Source organism: Nocardia sp. NPDC003979, from assembly GCF_053605015.1.
The window spans coordinates 457,508-472,869 of the sequence record NZ_JBSGIJ010000004.1; the positions used below are offsets into that span (position 1 = coordinate 457,508).

General features: G+C 66.2%; 21 protein-coding genes. 10 read left to right on the forward strand and 11 right to left on the reverse strand.

Annotated features, from left to right (window positions below; translation table 11 throughout):
* The first annotated feature begins 107 nt into the window (after positions 1-107).
* The gene (locus ACWEVR_RS11830) at positions 108-449 is read left to right on the forward strand and encodes a hypothetical protein (protein ID WP_452466899.1); all 342 of its coding nucleotides are present in this window, start codon (positions 108-110) and stop codon (positions 447-449) included.
* Positions 450-476: 27 nt separating this feature from the next.
* On the opposite strand, the gene ACWEVR_RS11835 is transcribed toward ACWEVR_RS11830, so the two are convergent.
* Positions 477-848 carry a YybH family protein gene (locus ACWEVR_RS11835; protein WP_067489281.1) on the reverse strand — a complete coding sequence of 124 codons (372 nt, stop codon included), beginning with the start codon at positions 846-848 and terminating at the stop codon, positions 477-479.
* Positions 849-1,270: 422 nt separating this feature from the next.
* Positions 1,271-2,032 (reverse strand): 3-hydroxyacyl-CoA dehydrogenase, encoded by a 762-nt coding sequence (locus ACWEVR_RS11840; protein WP_452466900.1) that lies wholly within the window; start codon positions 2,030-2,032, stop codon positions 1,271-1,273.
* Between the two features lie 69 nt (positions 2,033-2,101).
* Here ACWEVR_RS11840 and ACWEVR_RS11845 point away from each other — a divergent pair, with 69 nt between their 5' ends.
* Positions 2,102-2,698: a TetR/AcrR family transcriptional regulator gene (locus ACWEVR_RS11845; protein WP_452466901.1), complete on the forward strand. Its 597-nt coding sequence runs from the start codon at positions 2,102-2,104 to the stop codon at positions 2,696-2,698.
* Between the two features lie 48 nt (positions 2,699-2,746).
* Here ACWEVR_RS11845 and ACWEVR_RS11850 read toward each other — a convergent pair whose 3' ends face one another.
* From ACWEVR_RS11850 to ACWEVR_RS11865, 4 genes are all read right to left on the reverse strand, one after another.
* A complete protein-coding gene (locus tag ACWEVR_RS11850) occupies positions 2,747-3,550 on the reverse strand; it encodes a HEAT repeat domain-containing protein (RefSeq protein ID WP_452466902.1) in 804 nt (267 codons plus the stop codon).
* A gap of 88 nt (positions 3,551-3,638) precedes the next feature.
* The gene (locus ACWEVR_RS11855) at positions 3,639-4,025 is read right to left on the reverse strand and encodes a hypothetical protein (protein ID WP_452466903.1); all 387 of its coding nucleotides are present in this window, start codon (positions 4,023-4,025) and stop codon (positions 3,639-3,641) included.
* Complete coding sequence (locus ACWEVR_RS11860) at positions 4,015-4,320, reverse strand: hypothetical protein (protein ID WP_452466904.1); 306 nt, start codon at positions 4,318-4,320, stop codon at positions 4,015-4,017. Before ACWEVR_RS11860 ends, ACWEVR_RS11855 begins: the two co-directional genes overlap by 11 nt.
* A gap of 169 nt (positions 4,321-4,489) precedes the next feature.
* Positions 4,490-4,999 (reverse strand): hypothetical protein, encoded by a 510-nt coding sequence (locus tag ACWEVR_RS11865; protein WP_452466905.1) that lies wholly within the window; start codon positions 4,997-4,999, stop codon positions 4,490-4,492.
* On the opposite strand from ACWEVR_RS11865, the gene ACWEVR_RS11870 reads away from it, so the two are divergent.
* The 5 genes from ACWEVR_RS11870 (at position 4,998) to ACWEVR_RS11890 (ending at position 9,505) form a co-directional block, all read left to right on the forward strand.
* Positions 4,998-5,126: a hypothetical protein gene (locus ACWEVR_RS11870; protein ID WP_452466906.1), complete on the forward strand. Its 129-nt coding sequence runs from the start codon at positions 4,998-5,000 to the stop codon at positions 5,124-5,126. The genes ACWEVR_RS11865 and ACWEVR_RS11870 overlap by 2 nt on opposite strands.
* A gap of 9 nt (positions 5,127-5,135) precedes the next feature.
* Complete coding sequence (locus ACWEVR_RS11875; protein ID WP_452466907.1) at positions 5,136-5,858, forward strand: VIT1/CCC1 transporter family protein; 723 nt, start codon at positions 5,136-5,138, stop codon at positions 5,856-5,858.
* Between the two features lie 104 nt (positions 5,859-5,962).
* Positions 5,963-6,664, forward strand: coding sequence for a GNAT family N-acetyltransferase (locus ACWEVR_RS11880; protein ID WP_452466908.1), 702 nt, complete (start codon positions 5,963-5,965; stop codon positions 6,662-6,664).
* Positions 6,665-6,875: 211 nt separating this feature from the next.
* Positions 6,876-8,180, forward strand: a complete 1,305-nt coding sequence (locus tag ACWEVR_RS11885; RefSeq protein WP_452466909.1) for a hypothetical protein — start codon at positions 6,876-6,878, stop codon at positions 8,178-8,180.
* Complete coding sequence (locus tag ACWEVR_RS11890; protein ID WP_452466910.1) at positions 8,177-9,505, forward strand: outer membrane protein assembly factor BamB family protein; 1,329 nt, start codon at positions 8,177-8,179, stop codon at positions 9,503-9,505. Before ACWEVR_RS11885 ends, ACWEVR_RS11890 begins: the two co-directional genes overlap by 4 nt.
* An 89-nt stretch (positions 9,506-9,594) precedes the next feature.
* On the opposite strand, the gene ACWEVR_RS11895 is transcribed toward ACWEVR_RS11890, so the two are convergent.
* Positions 9,595-10,173: a GNAT family N-acetyltransferase gene (locus ACWEVR_RS11895; protein ID WP_452466911.1), complete on the reverse strand. Its 579-nt coding sequence runs from the start codon at positions 10,171-10,173 to the stop codon at positions 9,595-9,597.
* 113 nt (positions 10,174-10,286) lie between these two features.
* Between ACWEVR_RS11895 and ACWEVR_RS11900 the strand changes: the two genes are divergently transcribed.
* Complete coding sequence (locus ACWEVR_RS11900; protein WP_452466912.1) at positions 10,287-10,847, forward strand: TetR family transcriptional regulator; 561 nt, start codon at positions 10,287-10,289, stop codon at positions 10,845-10,847.
* A gap of 52 nt (positions 10,848-10,899) precedes the next feature.
* Here ACWEVR_RS11900 and ACWEVR_RS11905 read toward each other — a convergent pair whose 3' ends face one another.
* The gene (locus ACWEVR_RS11905) at positions 10,900-11,427 is read right to left on the reverse strand and encodes a TetR/AcrR family transcriptional regulator (RefSeq protein ID WP_452466913.1); all 528 of its coding nucleotides are present in this window, start codon (positions 11,425-11,427) and stop codon (positions 10,900-10,902) included.
* A gap of 78 nt (positions 11,428-11,505) precedes the next feature.
* Here ACWEVR_RS11905 and ACWEVR_RS11910 point away from each other — a divergent pair, with 78 nt between their 5' ends.
* Both ACWEVR_RS11910 and ACWEVR_RS11915 read left to right on the forward strand, forming a co-directional pair.
* A complete protein-coding gene (locus tag ACWEVR_RS11910; RefSeq protein WP_452466914.1) occupies positions 11,506-12,750 on the forward strand; it encodes a KasA/KasB family beta-ketoacyl-ACP synthase in 1,245 nt (414 codons plus the stop codon).
* A gap of 308 nt (positions 12,751-13,058) precedes the next feature.
* On the forward strand, positions 13,059-13,685 hold the full coding sequence (locus ACWEVR_RS11915; protein ID WP_452466915.1) for a TetR/AcrR family transcriptional regulator: 627 nt from the start codon (positions 13,059-13,061) through the stop codon (positions 13,683-13,685).
* Positions 13,686-14,085: 400 nt separating this feature from the next.
* On the opposite strand, the gene ACWEVR_RS11920 is transcribed toward ACWEVR_RS11915, so the two are convergent.
* The 3 genes from ACWEVR_RS11920 to ACWEVR_RS11930 form a co-directional block, all read right to left on the reverse strand.
* The gene (locus ACWEVR_RS11920; RefSeq protein ID WP_452466916.1) at positions 14,086-14,259 is read right to left on the reverse strand and encodes a hypothetical protein; all 174 of its coding nucleotides are present in this window, start codon (positions 14,257-14,259) and stop codon (positions 14,086-14,088) included.
* A gap of 350 nt (positions 14,260-14,609) precedes the next feature.
* Complete coding sequence (locus ACWEVR_RS11925) at positions 14,610-14,867, reverse strand: hypothetical protein (protein ID WP_452466917.1); 258 nt, start codon at positions 14,865-14,867, stop codon at positions 14,610-14,612.
* Positions 14,868-14,940: 73 nt separating this feature from the next.
* Positions 14,941-15,225, reverse strand: coding sequence for a hypothetical protein (locus ACWEVR_RS11930; RefSeq protein WP_452466918.1), 285 nt, complete (start codon positions 15,223-15,225; stop codon positions 14,941-14,943).
* Positions 15,226-15,362: the final 137 nt, after the last annotated feature.

Genomic DNA, 15,362 nt, shown 5'->3' on the forward strand with positions numbered 1-15,362 from the left:
CCTGCGATGCCTGGCTACCTCTCGGTAAAGAACTACCCCGCCGAGATCACGGACCAACCCGACGAGACCGATCCGTTGCCGGTTCGAATCCCGATTACACTCATCGCATGTCTGTTCGACGGCGGATCACGCTCCTCGCGTTCGCCCTGCTGCTCCCCCTCTCCGCCGCCGCCTGCACCGTCACCGGGCCGGGAACCACCTCCGAATGCACCGTCAGCGGTTGCACCGTGACCTTCGACCGAGGCGTGAACGCCAAGGCGTCGGTACTCGGCATCGACGCCGAACTGGTCGCCGTGAACGGCAATATCGTCACCCTGCGCATCGGCGGTCAGGAAGTGACCGTGCCCGCCGGGGAATCCCAGCCCGCGCAAGGGATGGACGTGCGCGTCAGCGAGGTCACCGACGAGAAGGTCGTCGTCGTGCTCTCCACCGGCCTGAACCAGAACTGACGCACCGGGAACCGTTGTGCGCCGTGCTCATCCGAGCACGTTGGGTTGATCGAGGATCCAGCGCCACGTCCCGTCGGGCTGCCTGCGGGCCACTTCGACGGTCGCCCCGGTACCGCCGGGCAGACGGGAGGACGTGAGCGCGAGGTCGCCCGCGCGTAATGCCGGTGCCTGCGGGCCCGGCTGGAACACCGGACGGTCGGCGACGAGCCGGGCGTAGGCGGCCCTGATCTCCTCGATCCCGGTGGCGACGACACCGTCGGGCAACGCGAGCACCGCGTCGCTCTCGTACAGCTCGACCAGGCCGTCCACATCGCCGGCGTTCAACCGTTCGACCACCAGTCTGCTCAGATCCTCCGGGCGCCTCGCCCGTTCCCTGGCACCCTCGATACTGTCGGTCATCGTCACCCTCCTCGACTCGGGTTGTGCGCCAACGGTAGCGCCGGGGTACGACACAAACCCGGCCGCGGCCCCATTCCGGAAACCACGAAACCCCCGAAAACCTAAGGGCCTTCGGAGGTTTCGTAGACAAATATGGTGTGTCAGCCGATCACAGCGGCGGGAACCCCGACGATCCGGTCGCCATCCAGTTCCAGAACTCCGCAGCGCGGTTCGTCACCAAAGCGATGACGTCGAGGACAGTACTTCCCATTGTCTTCCTTCATCCGAACGAACACTCTTGCGTCCTCACCATAGCAACCGGCTTCGAGTGCACAACGTTGTGATAACGGACAGATGACAACGCACTTCGCTGAACAACGTCGAGGCGAACCGCATCCGGCCACGCAAACGTCGCGGCCGGATGGCCTGCGGCACAGTCCGATTCAGCGCGGGGCCATGCGGATGGCGCCGTCGAGGCGGATGGTTTCGCCGTTGAGCATCGGGTTCTCCACGATGTGGCGAGCCAACGCGGCGAACTCGGCCGGCCGGCCGAGACGGGAGGGGTGCGGGACCTGGGCGCCGAGGGACTGCAGGGCCTCCTCGGGCAGCGTCTCGAACAGCGGCGTGCGGAACAGGCCGGGCGCGATGGTGACGACGCGGATCTTGAAGCTCGCCAGGTCGCGTGCGACCGGGAGGGTCAGGCCGACGATGCCGCCCTTGGACGCCGAGTAGGCGGCCTGGCCGATCTGGCCGTCGTAGGCGGCGACCGAGGCGGTGTTGATGATGACGCCGCGCTCCTCACCGACAGGTTCGGTGGCCGACATGCGTTCGGCGGCCAGCCGGATCACATTGAAGGTGCCGACGAGATTCACGTTGATCACCTTGGTGAAGTCGGCGAGCGGGAAGGCACCCTTCTTGCCGACCGTCTTGATCGCGTTGCCGATTCCGGCGCAGTTCACGGCGATGCGCAGCGGGGCCAGCGATTCGGCGACATCGAGTGCCGCGACCACCGCCGATTCATCGGTCACATCCGCGGCCGCAAAAGCCGCACCCTCGCCGAGTTCCTTGGCGATGGCCGCGCCGTTGGACGAGGGCAGGTCGACGATGACGACCTTGGCGCCCTTGGCGTGCAGTTCCTGCACGGTCGCCAAGCCGAGGCCCGACGCGCCGCCCGTGACGATCGCGGACGAGTTGACGAAATCCATACTTTTCTCCTGTTTCGGTGACGGCCCACCGATATTGACACACTTCGCCAAAACTGTTTGGCTTTCGCCGTGACCCAGCCAGCTGCCCGCCGTCCCGGCCGCCCCTCCGTGCTGGACACCGCGGCCGTGTCCGCCGGTGCGTTGCGGTTGTGGACCGAGCGCGGGTTTGCCACCACCGGCTGGAACGAGCTCGCCGAGGCCACGGGCGTGAGCACACGAACCCTGTTGCGGCACTTCTCTTCCCGATCCGACATCGCCTGGATCGGTGTCGCACCGGCGACGGAGCGGCTGCGTGCGACCCTCGCCGGGGCCGCCGCCGATGAGGCGCCCGCGGTGGTCGTCAGGACCGCGATCGTCGAATCGGTGTCGCGCGATCCACGGATCCAGGAGCTCGCGCCGGATTGGCTGCGGCTGATCTCGTCGGAGCCGGAACTGGCCGCGACCGCACCGCGGATCTATCGACCGTGGATCGATACGCTCTCGGCCTACCTGGCCGATCGGCTGCCCAACTCCCCCGCCGCCATCTGCCGGGCCATGGCGACCGCCTACCAGTCCGCCACCTTCGCCGCGTTGATCGAATGGGCGGAGTCAGGGGCGCACGGTGACTGCGCGGATTCGGTGGATCGGATGCTGCGCTGGATGGACCCGCACTTGCCGCGGAGCTGACCTGCTCGCGGGAGAACCGTGCGGGACCGGCGCCGACGTGCCGGTCGATCAGGATTCGCGGGCGGCGATCGCGGCCTGGATGCGGCGCAGTGTGCGCAGGCCCTTCTTCGCGGCAACGCTCACCATGCCGTCGAACACCGTCGAGCCGCGGTCGGTGGCCATCAGCCGTTCCAGTGTCGGCACCGCGCGGTCGTCGCCGGTCGAGCCGAGGGCGACGGCCGCCCAGTAGCGCTGGTCGGGGTCCGCGCTCGCGGCGGCTTCGATCAGTCGCGGAATGATCTCCGGGGCGAATTCGGACAGTGCGCTGGCGATGTAGCCGATGCGGTAGTAGCGGCGGTTCTCGAATTCGTCCCAGAGGGCGGCCAGTGCCGCGTCGCCGCCGATCATGCCGAGGGCTTCGGCGGCACGCTCGCGCATACCGCTGTTCGAGTCCCCCAGCAGGGGCACGAGAGCAGGCACCACCGACTCGTCGCCGAGCACACCCAGCGCGACGATCGCCTGGTCGCGGGCGATGTCCTGCGGGTGGTCGAGCATGGCGACCAGTCCCGGGACCGCGTCGTGGAAGCCCAGGGCAGCACAGCCCATCGCCGCCCACGCCTGGCAGTTGTAGCGGGTGTCGGCAAGGGAAGCGAGCAGTGGCTCGCGCAGAGTGTCGTCGCCGAAGAGTCCAGCCCGATTCAGCGCCCGGCTGTACAGCGACCGGTGATAGTCGCGATAGTCCCGCACGAGCGCACGCAGAGTTTCCGCCGCCGATGCGTCACCCTTCTCGGTGCGCAGCAGCAGCTGCCGCAGGTTCTCCTCGCGAGTATCGAGGTCACCGTCTTTGAGGAGTCGCGCGTCGGCTGGGTTCACCGCCCAACGGTACCCGGTGGCACGCCCCCTCTCAGACCACCGGACTGCCACGCATATCTCGCGAACCCCTTGCTCGTCGGCCCGTCTGTCACGGTTGCTCGAGAGGACCCCAATCCAGGGCGTCGACCGTTTCGCGATCATCTTCGAGCCAGGCCCACAGGATCTCGACGAGTTGTGCCTCGTCCCGGATGACCGTGCGCCTGACCTCAGGGGGTGCATCAGACAACTCGAGGTCGTAGTCGTCGGCGCCGTTGCGGTAGGTCTGGATGAATCCTGGCTGATCCTTGCGCGACACGACCATGAAGGTGTTGCCGAACTGCAGAGGGATACAACCCACCCAGTACTGGAGGTGCGCACGAGTGAGCGTCGTCAAGTCCCAGCCGCCGACGCGCACCTCGAGGTCTCGATGCACCACCGGCACCGGGTCGGGAAGCTGGTCGGCCCATGGACCGTCGATGCGTGGATCAGAAATCATCTTCGTGCTCCCATCCGAAACGCACCCGCGCATGCGGCACCAGCTGCGTTACCCGCGCCGTGAGCCGCCGCTCGAAGTCGGCCTGCCACCGGAAGAACCCGGCGAAGATCACCTTGTGGTCGCCGGAATCGGCGCACACAGCAAGGTCGTCCCCCTCACCCCGCATACTCACGAACACTTCGTCGTCCAACCGCTCCGCCCGCACGACCTCGGTCAACAACGTGGTCATCCCCACCTGCTCCCGATCGTCGCGCAACCCGGAGATCTCCACGAAGACACCGACATTCACAGACACGCCACGGACTCTAACCGACTGCGGTGATCGTCAATCGCCTCGACCACGGCCTCGAACCTCGCCAGTCGTGCCGTTGAAGCTCCCGTATCGTCGCCACGCCCGGACCCTACCGTGCACCCGAGATGCCAGGAGGCTCAGCAGAATTCCCGTGGACAGGCAGCGGAGGAAGTCAGTCGTGCACGATCGGTGTGCTGAAGCGGTACCAGTTCGGGGCGAAGTGCTCGTACACGTGTTCATAGGGTCGCGGCGGCCCGCTCGGCGGTGTCGATCCGGGAGCGAAGTAGGCGACACCGCCGTCGGTGGGGTAGATCGCGAAAATGCACCCGCCGTCGTACGGATAGACGTTGTCGACGTGCATCACACCGAACCAGGCCGCACCACCCTTCGCGCACGCCTGCGCGGCACGCGTGAACGAATCTTCGGACAACCACCAGGCGAGCCGATCCGGTACTCCCGAAAACACCAGCGCCACACCGATTCCCACCACGAGCGGAGCGGTCACGACAGCCCGGTACTCGCGGTACTTCGCGCATCCGATCGGGGCGAGAACCATCCACGCCACCCCAGCCGCGAGCAGCACAGCACCCGCCAGCAGCAGAGCCATCAAGGTGTAGTCGGTGACCACCTCGAACAGCAACACCGCGATCCCGAAGCACGACGCCACAGTTGTCGCGCGCATGACGTACCGCCATGTTCGCGATGTCTCGACCGCCTCCGACGCCACCCCCGACTTCGTCATGCTCGACAGCCTAGACATCGGCCACGTCGAGGTCTTCGTGAACCAGCGGTGCGACGAGCTCGTTTAGGCTGATCGGGTGCAGGACTCGCCGACTGACACCCACCCGCACGAACCCCATGCCGAGGGCCTCGCCTCCCGGCTGAACTGGCTGCGCGCCGGGGTACTCGGCGCCAACGACGGCATCGTTTCCACCGCCGGGCTGGTGGTCGGTGTCGCGGCGACGACGAACGACAGCACGACGATCCTCGCCGCGGGCGTGGCCGGACTCGTCGCGGGCGCGATCTCGATGGCGGCCGGCGAGTACGTATCGGTGAGCACTCAACGCGATTCGGAGAAGGCGCTGCTGGCCAAGGAACGGCGGGAACTGGCCGATTTCCCCGATTACGAACTGGCCGAGCTCACCGAGATCTACCAGGCCAAGGGCCTGAGCCCGGCGACCGCGCGCAAGGTAGCCGAGGAACTGACCGCCCATGACGCCTTCACCGCCCACGCCGAAGCCGAACTCAAACTCGATCCGAGCGAACTCACCAATCCATGGGCCGCCGCAGGCTCCTCGGCGATCGCGTTCACCTGCGGGGCGCTGCTCCCGCTACTGGCGATCGTGCTGCCACCGGCACACTGGCGGGTGCCGGTGACCTTCGTGGCAGTACTCGTAGCGCTCGCGCTCACCGGGTCGCTGAGCGCGCGACTCGGCGGAAGCGCGCGAGGCAGAGCAGTGCTGCGGGTCGTCGTCGGCGGCGCACTGGCCATGGCGGTGACCTACGCGATCGGCACGCTCACCGACACCCTCGGCGGCTGAGCGGTCAACGGCCGACACATCGCATGGCCACCGGCGGCAGTCGCGTGGGCGATCGAGCTTGTTGCCGACGCTGTACTGAAACATGTTGGCCTTACGATCATTTCGTGACCCCGTATACCGATTCGGCACGGTTCGAGCCCGTGCCGGACCCACGGCCCGAAGACAAGCCGTGGCCCGAGCTGATGTGGCCGATTCCCGACGACACCGAACTGGTGGGCGATGTGGTCACACTGACAACGGCGGACCCGGAATCCGATGCGGCCGGACTGTTCGAGGCGCTCGATTACGAGCAAGCATGGACGCACATCCCGCTACGCACCCGCGATACGGCTCAACTCGCGGCCCAGCTCGCGCATTGGCGTACGCATCCAGAATGGCATCCCTGGATCGTCCGCCTCAACCGCAACATCCGCGACCGGCCCGCCGGCTCGATCGTCGGCATGACCTCCTACCTCAATGTGGGTGTCCGCGACGCGCGGCTGGAAATCGGTGCGACCGTCTACACACCTACCGTCTGGGGAACCACGGTCAACCCCGAGACCAAACGGCTACTGCTCGGCTTCGCGTTCGACACGATGCGTGCCGGACGCGTCCAGATCAAAACCGACGTCAGAAACCACCGCTCCCAGCAAGCCATCGCCCGACTCGGCGCCCACTACGAAGGAACGCTGCGCCGTGAATTCCGTCGCGCGGACGGCACAATCCGCGACACCGCTCTCTTCTCGATCACCGCGGAAGACTGGCCCCAGGTCGACGAGCGGCTCGCCGCCCGCCTACACACCCAGAACTTGCACTCTCCGAGCTGATCACAACCCTGATGACTCGTCGAGTAGACGATCACGACGCCCACATTCCGTATGCCGGACAACACCGATGAGCAATGCACAGTTGCCCCAGACTTCCAGCACCCGTGCCTGTACGAACTCCTCGAGGTCGGGCGGGATGAACCGGATCTTCTACGATCTGAGCAACTCGGACAGCGCCAACGTATGTCCGAGCCGTTCCCGAGGAGACCGGATGTCGGACAAGACGCCTGCGCGCGCGATCACGGCGTGGACGGTCGGGCTGTGGAGCTTCACAGCGGTGGCCGGTGGGGTGATCGTCGGAGGGCTCCTGCACGAACCGGAACCCGAGCTCACCACCGCGCCGCCCACCACCACTGTTTCCCCCACGCCCGAACCCGAACCGCCGACGCCGGTCCGGGTTCGCCCGTCCGTGACGTTCCCGACGCAGATTCCCGGCTGTTCGAGTGTCGAAGCACCGTCGTCCGACGAGACGTATGGCGCAGTCTTCGGTCCCGGCGAATACGACAACCCGGCCTATCCGTGGTTCTCCGGACGGAAGGCCGTCGCGATGTCGACGGCGCTGCGTGCCGCGCTCCCGACCGATGTGACGCTCGAATTCGGGCCGCCCGACCGATCACTGCTGTTCACTCCGATCCTCGGGGAACCCGACAGCCCGTTCGGTGGATTCACCGATGCCTGGGCGGACCTGCGGCGCGGCGCGGGTGCCGGGACGCTGTCGGTGACCGTCGAACAGTCCGCAGACCCGGTCCCGGCATGCACGGCGGGTTGGCTCGACGAGCGCCGGACCATGCCGGACGGTTCGACCGTCGACCTGCACGACACCTGGGAGGAGCTCGACGGTTTTCGCACATTGTCACGCAGCGTCATGGCCTATCGCCCCGATGGCAGCCGGATAGTGGTCCGCTCCACCGATGCTCCGTCGGTGTCGATGCCGACCGGAACCGTGCCGCTCACCAGGGATGAGCTGGTCGCGGTCGCGATCGCCGACGGGCTCGGTGTCGGCGATCCGATTCCGCCGGGCACCATCGAACCGCCGCCGCCTTGTCATGTGCGCGTGGACGCTTCGCCGACACTCGGCGAAGCGGTAGCAGCGCGGGTGAACGCGGCGCTGGCCGGCGCGCTCGACGGGGTAAGCACCGACCGCCCGCTCGGCGACGTGCGGCCCGACGGTTTCGGTCTTGGCCTGTGTCAGGCGGTTCGGGTCACGACGCCGGGGCAGCCGTCCACGCTGACCGTGTCGATCGCCGCAGGTCAGCCGATGCCGAACACTCAACCGAAGTATGGCGGTTCCGCACGGACCAGCGCCGACGGCACCGTGATCGAAACCCGTGAGGAAAACTTCACCACCGCCGATCAATCCGGGCGCACCGCCGACGAATTCGTGCGGACCGTCGTTCTGACCAAACCGGACGGCACCCGCATCGACGTCACCTGTCGAGCGGAAAGGCCGTCGTCACCGATGCCGTTCGAACAACTCGAAAAGATCGCTCTCGCACCGGGTTCGGTGACGCCGTGACGACGCCGGGGCTACGTGGGCTGATCGTCGCCGCTGTCGCCGCGCTCGTCACCGGCGTCGGGGCGGTGGTGGTGTTGTCACAACCCGTCGATACCACTCGCAAGATCACCGGAACCAACAGTGCCGCACCGGGTCTGGCCTGGTCGGTGAGCGCGTCCGAGTTGTCCGGGTCAGCAGATGCGGTCTTCCGTTCGCCGGTATTCGGCACCGAATACGATTCCGATAGTGCCGGTTTCGTCGCGACCGACGACATCCTGGTGACCGCGGTCGGCACCGGGGAGGCCTCGACCCTGTACGGCATCGATGCGTACGACGGGAACATCCGCTGGCGTGCGCCCGCCGCCTATCTCGGTGGCTGCGCCGACGTGCCCGTCGACGGGCACCTGGTGTGCTTCACGGGGTTCAGCGCCGACGATACGGCGGTGGTCGGCTACGACCTGTCCACGGGACAATCGACACGCACCCCGATCGACTGGTCTCCTTTCGCGATCGCGGCCACCGAGGACCGGGTGTATCTGGTGGAGGGCAACGCGGAAGACGACGACGTGCGCGTGCGAGCGGGCACGTTGCAGGACCCGGATCGGTTCTGGACCTCGCAGTTCGCGCTGGGCGGCGCCTGGGAGGACGTGTTGATGGACATCATCATCGACGTCACACACGGCCAGGGCGTGCTCGCGCTCAGCAGCGACCTGGCAGGCTTCGACATCGACACCGGTGCGCGCACCTGGACCGCCACCCGCATGGGCTGCGGCTGGTCGAGCGCCCTCGCGGGTGCGCTGGTGCGGCGCGTCTCCTGCGACACCGGCACCGACATCCTCGACCGCACCGGCAAACCACTGGCCACGACCGAAACCCCCGGCCGCACCCTGCTCGATCAGCCTGCCGACGACACGATCCCCGTCGTCCTCGGCAACCACGCCTACGACCGCCGCACCGGCGCCACCGTGTGGACCTCCCCCGACCTGGAGGCCACTTCCATCTCGACCCTCGTGGCCGTCGTCGACGACACCGCCCTCCTGGCCGACCCGGAAGCCCAAACGCTGACAGCCCTCGACATGCACACCGGCCACCGCCGCTGGCAACGCCCTCACTCCGCCCCTATCGAAACCGTCGCCACCACCACCGACTCGATCGTCATCACCCACCCCAGCGGCCTCACCGCCCTCGACCCCACCACCGGCGACTCACTCTGGGACATCCCCTTCAGCGCCATCCACTCAGACCCCTACGCCCTCACCGCGAACGGCACGCCACTGTCCCAGCCCGACGACCGCCTCGTCTACATCAGCGCACGAACAGCCATCGGCCTACGCCCGCTGCCCTGACAACACACAGCTCCGAAACGAGCAGGGTCGCGGCTGTTGGGTGATCGTGTGACCCGTATTGCGACATCGGTCTCGCATGGCATGGCTCGCTAGGCTTCGCGACGGTGCATTCGCCACACGGACAGGCCACCGTCGAGCGTGATGTGGTCGACCACCGAGAACCCGAACCGATGATACAGCGGGAGGTTTCGTTCGGTCGAGGTGTCCAGCCAGCAGGCATGCCCGGCTCGATCCAGTTCGGTCAGGCCATGTTTCATCAGCGCCGTGCCGAGGCCGGCTCCCCTGGATTGTGGTGTGGTACCGATGGTGGCCAATAGCCACGCGCCGTCGGGCACCGGCAGCGTCGACATTCGTTTCTCGGCCACCAGCAGGTGATCCAGTCGGTCGCCGTGCAGGTCCGCGATTTCGGCCGACACCGCCGCGCTCGGCGCTGGGGTGTCGGGCGGCAGGAAAGCGATCACGCCATGGCCGGTGGTGTCGATGTAGGCGCTCCCGTACGGAAGCGCCATGTGTTCGAGATAGATGCGCTGTAGCGACGAAATGCGTTGTAGGTGATCGTCTTCCGCGACGCACCAATTCGTCCAGGGGTAGTCGACGAAGGCCTCGCCGAGTACCTGCGCGGCACGGTCGAGGTCTGGGGTGGACAGGGATCGGATTGCAGTGGGCATAGCCAATTTGTACCCATGTACAAATTGGCTGTCCAGTCAATTTCCCGCTCGCGTACGATCGCACCCTGACGTTCGGTGTCCGAGGCCGAACGACACGTGCGATGGAGAGATCGATGGCTTACCTGGCCCGTGCCGCGCGTCGCCAATCGATCGTCGAGGCGGCAGCCACGGTGGTGGCACGAGATGGACTGAGCGCGGTGACGGCTCGCACCGTCGCGAGCGAGCTCGGCGGCTCACAAGGACAGATTCACCATCACTTCTCCTCGACCGACGAACTCGCCGCCGATGCGTGGCGGCAGTACGCGGCCCGCGAGATAGCGGCCTACCAGCACGCGATCCTCGACCTCGAGCCGGCCGCCGCGCTGACACTGTTCTTCTCCGACCTGGTCGGTGACGGCGAGGGTCACGCACTGGCTCGTTGGGCCGAGGCCGGTGCGCACGCCCAACTGCGCGGCCCGGTGGCGAGCAGCTATGTCGAAACCCTCACGCAATTGACCGACGTACTCACCGCCGTGCTGTCCGGTTCCGTCGCCGATGCGACCCAGGCGCGAGCGGCCGCCGCTCGCCTGCTGATGCTCGGCGTCGGTCTCGCCGGAATTACCCGGATCACAGATGACCCGCCCGTGCCGGTACGGACGGTCATGGCTTCCGCGATTCGCGCCGAAATCCCGTGAAAGGGGCCTCGGGGCGTCGCCGTTTGGGGTTCCGAATCACCGCACCTACGACCTATCGATCGGGCGGTAAGACCGCATTGATCAGGGCGCGGGCTGCGTGGCCAGTGCGTTCCCGGTCGCCGGTGATCACACGGTCTTGAATAATGCCCCGCAGTCCCGAGATCAGAAGCGTCGACACCACTTCAGGATCTTGGGCCGATCCGGTCCTGCGCAGCGCCGCTGAGAGTTCGTCGACGAAGGTTGCGATCGCGGTATTCGCATAGTTCTGATACGGCGATTCCGGCGCACACGCGGCACCGAGCACCTGCAACAGCACCCGCACGCTGTCCGCCTCCGCGCCGTCGGAATTCAGATCGAAGAAGCCGATGAGCCGCTCACGCAGCTGCGCGGGTTCGACCACGTCGGCGAAAACGCCGGCCAGATCTGGTCGCTGTGTTGCCAGGGCCTGGACCAGCAACTCTTCCTTGGTGTCGAAGTAGTAGATCAGCATTCGCGAGCTGGTCCCGAGCGCGGCGGCCAGCGGCCGCAGGGACAGTTCGGTCAAACCGCGCGAAGCGATATACGCGACGACACCGGCCAACAGCTCAGCGCGTTTGCGGTGGTCGAGAGGACGAGCCATAGGTTGACTGTACCGACTGCTACAGGTATTCATGACGGCATGAATGTACCGATCGCTTCAGAAACTGCGGAAGGTGTGGTGGTGACCGCGTACGCGGCGACCACCGCTCTGGCCGACACCATGGACGAGACCTGGTCGCGGCTGCTGCGCGGCGAGAGCGGAATCCGTGCGCTGCCTGCGGAATTCCTCGCCGAGCACGATCTGCCGGTTCGGATCGGCGGACCGCTGGTCACCTCGCCCGACACCGAGCTGACGCGGATCGAACAGCGCAGGAATTCCTACGTCGAACGTATGGCTCTCGTCCTGGGAAGGCAGGTCTGGCAGGCGGCGGGCGCGCCGGATGTCGACCGCGAGCGCCTCGCTGTCGCCATCGGCACCGGCCTCGGCGGCGGTGACGCGCTGGTCGATGCGGTCGACGCGATGCGGGCGGGCGGCTACCGCAAGGTCTCTCCGCTGGCCGTGCCGATGGTCATGCCCAACGGCCCTGCTGCCACCGTCGGGCTCGAAATCGGCGCGCAGGGTGGTGTTTTCGCACCGGTCTCAGCCTGCTCGTCGGGATCGGAAGCGATCGCGCACGCATGGCGGCTGATCCGAACCGGCGAGGCCGATGTGGTGGTCACCGGCGGCGTCGAGGGACACATCGACCCTGTCCCCATCGCGGGCTTCGCGATGATGCGGGCGATGAGTACCCGCAACGACGAGCCCGAGCGTGCCTCCCGGCCCTTCGACCACGACCGCGACGGCTTCGTCTTCGGCGAAGCGGGCGCGCTGCTCGTGCTCGAATCCGAGCGGCACGCGAAAGCCCGAGGCGCGCAGATCCATGCCAGGGTGCTCGGTGCCGGTATCACCTCCGACGCCTTCCACATCGTCGCCTCCGACCCCGTCGGCACCGGAGCCGCACGGGCGATGCGCAAGGCGATTCACGCTGCCGGACTGCGGGCTTCCGACATCGACCACGTGAACGCACACGCGACGTCGACATCGATCGGTGACGCCTCCGAAGCAGCCGCTATCACCGCCGTTACTCCTGAAGCGTCGGTGTATGCACCGAAATCAGCGTTAGGCCATTCGATCGGCGCGGTCGGCGCGCTCGAATCGGTCCTCACGATCCTGAGCCTGCGTGAGCAGATCATCCCGGCCACCCTGAATTTCGAAAACCCCGACCCGGCGATCAATCTCGACATCGTCGCGGGCGCGCCACGACCACAGCGAATCGACTACGCACTCAACAACTCGTTCGGATTCGGTGGACACAACGTCGCGCTTGCGTTCGGCAAAGCATAAGCGCACTCACCGGCTCCCTGGGCAGGTCGGCCGCATCCATCGTCGGTGTCGGCGCCACGAGAAACATCACCCAGAGGGGATGGATCGAGTGACGCGCCCGCGCCGTCGTCCAGCTTCTGGCACCTTCGAACCGGGCACAGCGAGACCTGCCTCTACCGGTCGGCGAATGGTCACCGAACGTCGGGCGGGGTCGTGACCGGCCACCGTGGGACTTGCGTGGATTCCGGTCCTCGCCCCATTTCAGGCAATCATCACCGTAACTAGACTTGCCGACGCTGAGATCGCCACCGGGCTCGAGGAGGATACGGGTGCCGCCCAAATCGAACAACCGACGGCGCCCCACCCAAGACCGCGCCAAAGCAACACGCGAGGACATCCTCGACGCCGCCGCGGCACTGTTCGGCGAACGCGGCATCACCGACACCTCCACCAACCGCATCGCCGCCGCTGCCGGGGTCAGCATCGGAACCGTATATCGATACTTCCCCGACCGCGCGACGATCGTCGAAGAACTACTCACCCGCATCCAGAACAACATCGAACGACGCTTCACCGAACGCGTCAACGACCTCTCCCACACCCCGGTGCAACAACTGGTCTCGGGCGTCTTGGCGGCCATCGTCGACGAAATGGTCACCGACGTCCCACTCGTACGCGCGCTGATAGCCGGGTTGAACTTCTACAGCAGCGGCATGCCCGAGCTCGAAGTACGCCTACGCCTGCTGGTCAAAATGCAGATCATCCAAACTCTCGGACCCGGCGACGACGACGAGTACGACGTGCTGACCACCACGATCATCAGCGCGTGTTTCGGCATCGTCCTACGCACCGCCGTACTGGAGGACAGGCGAATACGCGACGAGGTGATCGCGACGACCGCCCGACTGGTCGCGGCATTCGCCGACACCGAGATCCAAGCCCGCGCAACCGGTTGATTTCTCAACGCGACACGGCGACTGGGCCTGAGGCCGTGGAGGCCGCAACCGGGTGTTCCGGATCCGGCGAATTGCTCGAATACCTGTCTGATCTTGTGCGAATTCGGGTCGCGACCGACGTGAAACAGCACCGCAAATAGTGGGTCTCGGCGTTGCACGATCTGGCGAAACGTGGTTGCGTCGGCAATTGTTTCGATCATTGTGCCCATACTCCATTTACCGGTCCCTACGTACCCTCGGCCGGATGACCGCCGCCACTCTCCACCTCAACCGGGAAGGACGGGCCTGGGGACGACGATCGGCCCCAGGCCCCTCCGGACGCCGTTTCGTGCCGGTGGCCAGAGCGCGGGACCCGCGCGATCCCACGCTTCGCCACCGAATCACGAGTTCAGCGAACAAATCACAGGCAGAAGCTGACCTCGAGCGGACCCAAGTGGATGGGCAAGCACACTTCCACCGAGCCGGACACCGGAGCAGCAGTCGGAGCCTCCGCCGACGCCACGCCGGCGCCGATCGCGCTCGCGGACATTGCGATCGCCGCCGCCGCCAGCGGCCGATAGATTCTGAAACTCATACTGCCATCCTCGATAGTGCGATTGTGATGCGTCCCATGGGCGGGACCGGTCACATCAGATCATGACCCACGAGTAATGTCACGCTTACAGAAAGAATTCGGACTACTAGGCCGGGTATGTGCAGCTCGTCCGACCAGAAGCCGGTCACAGGCTAATTCCTCAGCCAGAACACGCTCATATATCAGTGTAACTCGTAGGCATGTGCTCGAATTCTCACAGCAGGAGTTCGACCCGAAATATTTTGATATCAATTCATAAGCTTTCACCACGACCTTTGTAGGTTACTCCATCGGTATATCACCAGAACAGAACAGCCATGTCCGAATATACAAACTTGCGGTCGACTCGTTCATGCGGTTGACCAACGAAATCGGACTTCGCCCAGCGGATAGTCATGCGCGGGCGCCTCGTTCTCCTGCTCGCAGAATGCGCCGGTCGTCGACGACATGGCCGCGGAGGTCGGGGCGACGAGCGCGGCCAGCTGGGTCCATCCGGAACCAAGTTTGCCCGTGAAGTGCAGCGCGACACCGCCACAGCGCGCGCTGGGCATCCCACCGACCGGTTCGCCGCCGGGCGCGATGGTCAGCGCGAGGCCGAACCCCACCACCCCGTGAACGGCCGCACATGGGTTCGTCGATCCGATTCCGTCGCTGACCGCGCGTCGTCGCGCAACTGGCGGTTCAGCTGTCGGACCTGGTCCAGGTCCGGTACTCGGCCTCGCGGGACGGGGTGCCGTTCCATGGATGGGCAGGGAAGTCCTCGTCGCGTACTTCGGTCCGACTCGGCAGGTGGGCGCAGACGCAGGTGATGGTCAATGTGGCTGTGCGGGAGCCGAGTTCGTCGGCTTTGAGGTCGTGAGCCAGGTCGGTGGCGACCGGGAGGAGGTCGTTGATTGTCGCCGTGCCGGGCAGGCAGACCACCAGCGCCGCCGCGACGATCCAGATCAAGGCTGTCGCGCGTCTCATCGGGAATCAGGCTAGCTGTTGCGGGTCATGACCGTGTAGGCAGCGCCACCCACCCCTGACCACGCAGCGACCGCCGAAGCCTCCGGCACCGATCTCATCGACACGCCACGCTGGCGACGGCGCTGCGATTGTCGGCA